Annotated in this window: 6 protein-coding genes and 2 pseudogenes; 5 read left to right on the forward strand and 3 right to left on the reverse strand. The window is 68.0% G+C overall.

Features of this window, described 5'->3' with window-relative positions; genetic code table 11:
• A pseudogene (locus tag ASG00_RS18430) lies at positions 1–415 on the reverse strand (anthranilate phosphoribosyltransferase); the annotation flags it as partial.
• Between the two features lie 177 nt (positions 416–592).
• On the opposite strand from ASG00_RS18430, the gene ctaE reads away from it, so the two are divergent.
• From ctaE to qcrB, 4 genes are read left to right on the forward strand one after another with little or no spacing between them, the layout of a single operon-like run.
• A complete protein-coding gene (ctaE, locus tag ASG00_RS12190; protein WP_045247258.1) occupies positions 593–1231 on the forward strand; it encodes an aa3-type cytochrome oxidase subunit III in 639 nt (212 codons plus the stop codon).
• Between the two features lie 16 nt (positions 1232–1247).
• Positions 1248–2060 (forward strand): cytochrome bc1 complex diheme cytochrome c subunit, encoded by an 813-nt coding sequence (gene qcrC / locus ASG00_RS12195; protein WP_056209929.1) that lies wholly within the window; start codon positions 1248–1250, stop codon positions 2058–2060.
• 44 nt (positions 2061–2104) lie between these two features.
• Positions 2105–3163, forward strand: a complete 1059-nt coding sequence (gene qcrA / locus ASG00_RS12200) for a cytochrome bc1 complex Rieske iron-sulfur subunit (RefSeq protein WP_045247256.1) — start codon at positions 2105–2107, stop codon at positions 3161–3163.
• On the forward strand, positions 3160–4956 hold the full coding sequence (gene qcrB, locus ASG00_RS12205) for a cytochrome bc1 complex cytochrome b subunit (RefSeq protein WP_056209930.1): 1797 nt from the start codon (positions 3160–3162) through the stop codon (positions 4954–4956). The genes qcrA and qcrB overlap by 4 nt, the downstream gene beginning before the upstream one ends.
• A 67-nt stretch (positions 4957–5023) precedes the next feature.
• Here qcrB and ASG00_RS12210 read toward each other — a convergent pair whose 3' ends face one another.
• Positions 5024–6295 carry an extracellular catalytic domain type 1 short-chain-length polyhydroxyalkanoate depolymerase gene (locus ASG00_RS12210; protein WP_056209932.1) on the reverse strand — a complete coding sequence of 424 codons (1272 nt, stop codon included), beginning with the start codon at positions 6293–6295 and terminating at the stop codon, positions 5024–5026.
• 208 nt (positions 6296–6503) lie between these two features.
• On the opposite strand from ASG00_RS12210, the gene ASG00_RS12215 reads away from it, so the two are divergent.
• Positions 6504–6917 (forward strand): rhodanese-like domain-containing protein, encoded by a 414-nt coding sequence (locus ASG00_RS12215; RefSeq protein ID WP_056209934.1) that lies wholly within the window; start codon positions 6504–6506, stop codon positions 6915–6917.
• A gap of 8 nt (positions 6918–6925) precedes the next feature.
• Here ASG00_RS12215 and ASG00_RS18435 read toward each other — a convergent pair.
• A pseudogene (locus tag ASG00_RS18435) lies at positions 6926–7248 on the reverse strand (serine/threonine-protein phosphatase); the annotation flags it as partial.

Genomic DNA, 7248 nt, shown 5'->3' on the forward strand with positions numbered 1-7248 from the left:
GCGCGAGGGTGAGATCGACGCCGAGGGCCGAGAGCACGTCGGACGAGCCCGACTTGGAACTGGCGGCCTTGTTGCCGTGCTTGACCACCGGCACTCCGGATGCCGCGGCCACGACGGCCGACATCGACGAGATGTTGACCGTGCCCCAACGGTCTCCGCCGGTGCCGACGATGTCGAGCACGGCGGCGGGTACGGGCAGCGGAAGGGCGGCGTCGAGGATCGCGTCGCGGAAGCCCACGACCTCGTCGACGGTCTCACCCTTCGCGCGCAGGGCGACGAGGAATCCGGCGAGCTGGGAGGGGGTCGCGCGTCCCGCCATGATCTCCTGCATGGCCCACGTCGACTCCGACACGCTGAGGTTCTCGCCGGCGAGGAGGGCGGTCAGGATCGAAGGCCACGAGGGAGAGGTCGACACGGCTTCGATCCTACTGAAGGCGGCCGGTCGGGCCCCGCCGCGGCAGGGCGGGCGGCGTGCACGCCGCACCTCGGTTTTCCGAAGGCGCTTCGCCGCTGCTACTTAGGTTTCCCTCAGTCGCGCCACGGGCTCCGCCAACCTCGCGGGTGCAATACTCGGCCCGCAACATCGGTCATAATGGGGAGCGTGACGACCCCAGCGACGTACTCCCAGGCTCTGCGCACAGTGAAGCGCCCCGACCCTGTCGCCGTCGGAACCATCGTCTGGCTCGGTAGCGAGGTCATGTTCTTCGCCGGCCTGTTCGCGATCTACTTCACGCTGCGCAGCACGTCGCCGGAGCTGTGGGCCGAGAACAGCGCTCACCTGAACATCCCCTTCGCGACGGTGAACACGGTCATCCTCGTGCTCTCGTCGGTGACCTGCCAGATGGGTGTGTTCGCCGCCGAGCGCCTGCAGCCGTATTCGACGAAGAAGCGCGGCATCCTTGGATGGGGCATGACCGAGTGGTTCTTCCTCTCGTTCGCGCTCGGTGCGGTCTTCGTCTCCGGTCAGGTGTGGGAGTATGCCCAGCTCGTCACCGAGGGCATGCCCATCACGGCCAACGCCTACGCCTCCGCGTTCTACCTGACCACCGGCTTCCACGCCATGCACGTCACGGGCGGCCTCATCGCCTTCCTGCTGACGATCGGTCGCGCCTACGCGGTCAAGAACTTCGGCCGGAAGGAGATGACGACGGCGATCGTCGTCTCGTACTACTGGCACTTCGTCGATGTCGTGTGGCTCGTGCTGTTCGGCGTCATCTACTTCCTGAAGTAACTGGAGCGGCACCTTCATGGCACGTACCCCCAAGCCCCGCAAAGCAGGCCGTCGCAGCCCCCTGGCCGCTGCCGCGCTGATCGGAATCGGACTCCTGCTGACCGGCGGCATCTACGCCGGCGCCTCGGCAGCCGTCGCCGCGACCACCGACCAGACCAGCACGAGCGCCAAGGCGTCGACCCTCACCGTCGACGACGGCAAGAAGCTCTTCCAGGCGAACTGCGCCACCTGCCACGGTCTCGACCTCCAGGGCACCGCGAACGGACCGTCGCTGCTCGGCGTCGGCGAGCTCGCCGTGCACTTCCAGGTCTCGACCGGCCGCATGCCCATGCAGGCCAACTCGCCGCAGGCTCCGCAGAAGCCGGTGCAGTTCACCGACGACGAGATCGCAGCCCTCGCGGCCTATGTGCAGTCGGTCTCCCCCGGCCCCACCTACCCCGAGTCGCAGATCCTCGACGGTCAGGGCGATGTCGCGCACGGCGCGGAACTGTTCCGCATCAACTGCGCCATGTGCCACAACGTGGCCGGTGCCGGCGGCGCGCTCACCGAGGGCAAGTACGCCCCGAGCCTGCACTCCACGACGGCGCTCAACATGTACGCGGCGATGGTCACGGGACCGCAGAACATGCCGGTCTTCAACAACATGAACCTGAGCCCCGAGGACAAGCGCGACATCATCTCCGCCCTGCTCTACCTGCAGCAGAACGACTCGCCGGGCGGCTACGACCTGGGCGGGCTCGGCCCTGTCTCTGAGGGTCTGTTCATCTGGATCTTCGGAATCGGCGCCCTGATCGCCATCACGGTGTGGATCACCGCGAAGTCCAACTGACCCGCACCAACACAGCACAGCAGACGTAACGTACGAGGAGCACCATGGCACACGAGGTCGATCCGCTCGAGCACGAGAGGGCTTCCTGGAAGCCGTCGAGCGGTCTCGCCGTGGCCGAGACGGACCCGGTGACCAACCCGGGCCTCCCGCCGCACCGTGAGCGGATGACCGACAAGGACCCGGCCGCGCTGAAGCGGGCCGTCCGCACGGTCTACATCCTGTTCTATCTGTCGCTCGCCGGCTCCATCTGGGCCATCGCGGCGTACATGCTCTTCCCGATCGAAGACCACTCGCTCATCGCGGTGCGCGACAACAACCTCTTCGTCGGCCTGGGCATCGCCCTCGCCCTGCTCGCGATCGGCATCGGCGCGATCCACTGGTCCAAGGCGATCATGTCGGACAAGGAGCACATCGAGCCCCGTCACGCCACGCGCGGTCGCGACACGACGCGCGAGGGCGCGGTCGCCGCGTTCGCTGCCGCGAACGAGGAGTCCGGCTTCGGCCGACGCGCGATGATCCGCAACTCGCTGTTCGCCGCCGTCATCGCCTCGATCCTGCCGGGCATCACCCTCTTCCGCGGGCTCGCACCTCAGGACGTCGACCCGGTGGAGGCCCTCAGCCACACCATGTGGAAGCAGGGCATGCGTCTGGCGCACGACCCGAGCGGCGTTCCGATCAAGGCGTCGGACGTCACCATCGGCTCCGCCTTCCACGTCATTCCCGAGCCCCTCGCACAGCTGTCGCACGCCGACGGCTACCTCGACGAGAAGGCCAAGGCGATCGTGCTCCTCATGCGCCTTCCGCTCGACCAGCTGCACGAGGCCGATGACCGCAAGTCCTGGTCGTACGACGGCATCGTCGCGTACTCCAAGGTCTGCACGCACGTCGGCTGCCCCGTCGCGCTGTACGAGCAGCTCACGCATCACCTGCTCTGCCCCTGCCACCAGTCGCAGTTCGACGTGTCGAACGGCGCCGCGGTGATCTTCGGCCCGGCGGCGCGTCCGCTGCCGCAGCTGCCGATCGCCGTCGACAGCGAGGGCTACATCGTCGCGCAGAGCGACTTCCACGAACCCGTCGGCCCGAGCTTCTGGGAGCGTCATTGAGCACCGCATCCGCAACCACTGAGTTCCAGGCGGAGTCCAAGGAGAAGCCTCTGGGCGGCCGCTTCGTCGGCGCCGCGGCGAACTACATCGACGAGCGCACGAGCCTGTCGGGCCTCGTCAAGGAGCTCGGTCGCAAGATCTTCCCCGACCACTGGTCGTTCATGCTCGGCGAGATCGCGCTGTGGAGCTTCGTGGTGGTGCTGCTGTCCGGCACCTTCCTGACGTTCTTCTTCCAGGCGTCGATGGCCGAAGTGCACTACAACGGCAGCTACATCCCGCTGAAGGGCATCTCGATGTCCGCGGCGCTGGATTCGACGTTGCACATCTCGTTCGACGTGCGCGGCGGTCTGCTGGTCCGACAGATCCACCACTGGGCAGCACTCGTGTTCATCGCCGGTATCGGCGTGCACATGCTGCGCGTGTTCTTCACCGGGGCGTTCCGCAAGCCCCGCGAGCTGAACTGGGTGATCGGATTCATCCTGTTCGTCCTGGCGATGGGCGAGGGATTCACCGGCTACTCGCTCCCCGACGACCTGCTCTCGGGCAACGGTCTGCGCATCATCGACGGCATGGTGAAGGGCATCCCCCTCATCGGCACGTGGATCTCGTTCCTGCTGTTCGGCGGCGAGTTCCCGGGCGAGGCCATCGTCGGACGCCTCTACACGCTGCACATCCTGCTGCTGCCGGCGATCCTGGTGGGTCTGCTGGCGCTGCACCTCGTGCTCATGATCATCAACAAGCACACCCAGTTCGCCGGCCCCGCACGCACGAACTCCAACGTGGTGGGCTTCCCGATGCTTCCGGTGTACGCGTCGAAGATGGGCGGGTTCTTCTTCATCACGTTCGGCGTGATCGTGCTGATCGCCTCCCTGTTCACGATCAACCCGATCTGGAACTACGGACCGTACGACCCCTCCCCCGTGTCGGCCGGCACGCAGCCCGACTGGTACATCGGCTTCGCCGACGGCGCCCTGCGTCTCGTGCCGCCGCACCTCGAGTTCGTCTGGCTCGACCGCACCTGGTCGTTCAACATCATCCTGCCGCTGTTGGTGCTGGTGGTCTTCATCGTGCTCGTCGCCATCTACCCCTTCATCGAGGCGTGGATCACCGGCGACAAGCGCGAGCACCACATCGCTCAGCGTCCCCGCAACGCGGCGACCCGCACGGCGATCGGCGCGGCGGGTGTGACGTTCTACGCGGTGCTGTGGGCAGCGGCATCCTCCGACATCATCGCAACGCACTTCTCCCTCACGATGGAGGGGGTCATCCACACCCTCCAGGCGCTGCTGATCCTCGGCCCGATCCTCGTGTACTTCGTCACGAAGCGCACCTGCATCGCGCTGCAGAAGAAGGACCGCGAGATCGCTCTCCACGGCTACGAGTCCGGACGAATCGTCCGCCTCCCGGGTGGTGAGTTCATCGAGGTGCACCAGCCGCTCGACGAGTACGAGCGCTGGAAGCTCGTGGGCTACGAGACGGCCGCGCCGCTGGTGGTGCGTCCCAACGCTCAGGGCCAGATCCCGTGGCACGAGAAGTTCCGTGCGTCGCTGTCGCGCTGGTTCTTCGAGGACCGGCTCGCGCCCGTCACCCAGACCGAGCTCGAGGAGGCGGTGGCGCATCAGCACCACGAGCTCGAGCACCTCGCGCACGAGGAGGACGCCGAGATCCAGGCCTCGCACGAGCGTGCCGGTCACCCGGAGGCGCCGCTGCGCCCCGCTGACGAGCAGCACGGCGAGATCCCCGCTCGACCGACCTCGGTCCTCGCGGAAGACGACGAGAACCCCAAGAAGTAGCCTTCGGGCACGGCGAGGGCCCCGGGACCATGCGGTCCCGGGGCCCTCGCCGTCGGTGCGGATGCCCTCAGCCGCAGGTGGCGACGACGGTCCAGGATGTCGCCGACTGCCGCTGCAGCGAGGTGGTCGTCGCATCACCCTGTCCCATGTATGCGAGCGAGCCGAGGGCGTAGTACGGGTTGTAGGGATTCACCCCGTAGCTCGTCGCGCGTCCGGCCGCCTTGTGGGCGGCGTTCGTCGCGGTGACGCACGAACCATCGATCGGCGTCGGGGTGGGCGTGGGCGTCGCAGACCCGGTGGGCGACGGTGTCGGAGTCGGGGTGGCCGACCGATCGATGCGGCGGTTGTTGGCGAAGAAGAACGAGGTGACGTAGGCGGGGTAGTCGATGCTGTTGGCCGAGATGTACGTCCCTCCCGAGCCGGCGCCGGCCGGCCAGTTGTGTCCGAGCCCGGTGTTCTGGATCACCGAGACGCGCGGCCCCGTCCCATCGCTGTACAGGGTGCCGCTTCCCTGCGTGTTCGTACCGGCGAGGCCCGCAAGCGAGAACGTCGAGGTCTGGCTCGCTCCGTAGATTCCGGCGAGGACCTGCCCGTTGAGCGTGTCGTAACCGGGAGCCACCGTGGTGTCGTTGCTGCCGTAGACGATCGAGGCGAGCTGCGTCGCGAAGCCTGCCGTTCCCGTTCCCGCGAACGCACGGCACGTCTGGGTCGCCTGGGCCTGCGTCGTGGCGACGGAACCGATCTGGCTCGACGTGGTGCCCACTGTCGGGCCCGCGTTGATGCCGACACCTGCGAAGACCTGTGGGAAGAGGCATCCCATCACCATCGTCTCGCCACCGCCGGACGACAGCCCCGAGATGTACACCTGCGCCGGGTCGATGCCGAGCGCGGCACGTGCCGACAGCGTCTGGGCGAGCGAGAGCAGGTTGTCGTCGTGGCGGGCCGGCGTGCTCGAGGAGTGGTTCGTGTCGTAATAGTCCCAGCAGCCGAGCACGACTCCCCCGTTCGGCGCGTCGGGCAGTGCCACGACCATGCCGTAGCGGTCGGCGGTGGCGGTCCAGTTGCCGTTCTGCTGCAGGTCCGCGGCCTTCTGCACGCAGCCGTGCAGGCTGATCATCAGCGCGCGTCCGGCTCCGGCGGTGGCGGCCGTGGCGGGCGTATAGAGGCGCACCGACATGCCGGCGATGGTCTCGGTCGACCAGGTCCCTGACGCGGCACTGGCGGGCGGGGCGGATGCCGCGACGAGGCCCACGGATACGAGCACGGCGGCCGCGAGTACCGCGGTGAGGGTGGCGAGACTCCCGCGTCGACGGGTGGGAGGGGGCGTGGATGCGCGCATGGCATCTCCTTCACTGGGACGTCGTCGTCCCGTCACGGTGTCACCATCGACACCTGAATGGCCTTTCAGCTTTGACGGTAACGCGGAGGGGATGCCGCGGCCACCCGCCGCACATGAGAGTTCCCTCATGTCTGCTCTGGCGCGAATCCGCCGCCCCCTGGCGGACCCGCGACTGGGCGCGCACCTCCCAGCTCGGTACGGTCGGACCATGACCAGCACGGACTACTTCGACGCCCGCCTCCGCCACGAGACCGATCCCTCCGACGTCTATGCGGCGCAGCGCGCCGGCGAGCGGTTCGTCCTCGTCGACGTACGAGGCGACGAGGCCTGGCAGCAAGGGCGCGTCACCGGAGCCGTGCACCTCCCCTATCGCCAGATCGCCGATCGGGCACGGCAGGAGATCCCCCTCGACACACCCGTGGTCGTCTACTGCTGGAGCCCCGGCTGCAACGCCGGCGTGCGAGGCGCCCGCGAGTTCGCCGCGCTCGGCTACGAGGTGCGGGAGATGATCGGCGGCTACGAGTACTGGGTCCGGGAGGGGCAGCCGGTCGAGAACGACGAGGGGCCGCTCCCGCGCACGTTCGACCCGCTGGTCATGGTCGTGCGCGCGCCGGTCGAGTGAGCGAGCGATCAGCCCGCGGCATCCAATCCTTCCTGGAAGCGCTCGGCGGCCGCTCCCACGAAAGAGCCCTCCCGCGCGGGCGACGGCTCGTCGAGATGGATGTCGCACACCACCGCGGTGACGTTGTCCATCGTGCCCGCCTCGAGCGCGAGGGCGACGAGCGCGTCCGCCGCTGCGCGGGGTGATGCACTCGTCCGCAGGACGCGTACGACGTCGTCCATCGGGACGTAGTCACTCAGACCGTCGCTGCACAGCAGCCAGCGGTCGCCCTCGCGAGGGTCGAGCTCGCCGATCGCCGCAGCGTCCCCCTCGGCTCCCGCGAACGACGCGG

The organism is Microbacterium sp. Leaf351, assembly GCF_001423825.1.
Taxonomy (GTDB): domain Bacteria; phylum Actinomycetota; class Actinomycetes; order Actinomycetales; family Microbacteriaceae; genus Microbacterium; species Microbacterium ginsengisoli.